This is a genomic window from Carnobacterium sp., assembly GCF_032094055.1.
Lineage (GTDB): Bacteria > Bacillota > Bacilli > Lactobacillales > Carnobacteriaceae > Carnobacterium_A.
The window spans coordinates 838-1,921 of record NZ_DAMDAK010000011.1 but is presented as its reverse complement, the minus strand read 5'-3'; the positions used below and the strand labels follow the sequence as shown (position 1 = coordinate 1,921).

The following is a 1,084-nucleotide window of genomic DNA, read 5'->3' as shown; positions in this document are numbered from 1 at the left end:
AGCCAACATGCTCTCGCTGTTTTTTATGCATGTTAGAAGAGTATGTTAAATTTTAGTAAAACAAGCGTTGTACTTAATAAAAGCTCATATTAAACAAATGACAAAATTAAAAATAATTGGAGGTTATTTTTTTGAAAGCAAGAAATATTTTACTTACTTTATCCAGTGCATGTTTATTGTCAATATTAGTGACAAAAGACGTTGTTATGGCTGATAAAGAAATAAACACAGGTGCTGTACATATAGAAATGGTAAATGGTGGATATGCTTTACCTATAAACGAATTATATATAGATAACAATATATCTGGTGAAAATCATTCTCAACAGATAGAAGATGTTTTTAAGGAAATGTATTTAAAACAAACTGATGAGGGAAAATTTGTATTATATGGTAGTGTACCGGATAATATGGATCTTTTACTCGTAGATGAAGCCAGTAGTGAATCTGTAAAATTGGCTATTGATGATAAAGGCTACTTTGAAGTAGAATATGATAAAATAGCTGAATATAAAGCAATTAAATTAGTGGAGATAGATGATTCTGACGTTGAAGATAGTTTAGATGAGCTAAGTATCGATATTAATCAGCTTGATGGACTGCTTCAAGGGTTAGAAGAAGCGCAAAAAGAAATCAGTGCGGTACCAGAATCAAAAGAATCAAAACAAGAAGAACCTGAACAAAAAGAATCAGAACCAGAAGAACCTGAACAAGAAGAGTCAATCCCAAATAAGAAATCTGAATCAGCTGAAAAGAACGAAGAACCAATAGAATCCCCGAAAACTAAAGAAAAGAGTACAGCATCTTCAAAATCAGTAATGACAGCACCAGCAAAAAGAACTGCAAATAATGGTATCTATACAATAGTAAAAGGCGATAATTTTAATGCTATTGCTAAAGATTTTAATTTATCAAGCATTCAATTAAAAGTTTGGAATAGTAGTATAACAGATATTAATAATATAAAAGTAGGTCAAAATATTGTAGTATCAAGAAAAGGATATGAAAGTACTTTAAGTAAAGCTGAAAAAGCAAAACTATCAGTAGCTACTACAAGTTTATTTACGACAAAACAGCAATTTTT

The 1,084-nt window shown here is 30.1% G+C and carries 1 protein-coding gene; it reads left to right on the top strand.

The genetic code is table 11. The features are described 5' to 3' along the window. Nucleotides 1-131: 131 nt before the first annotated feature. The coding region (locus RT405_RS02950; protein WP_313467423.1) for a LysM peptidoglycan-binding domain-containing protein at nt 132-1,084 on the top strand (953 nt) is incomplete at its 3' end.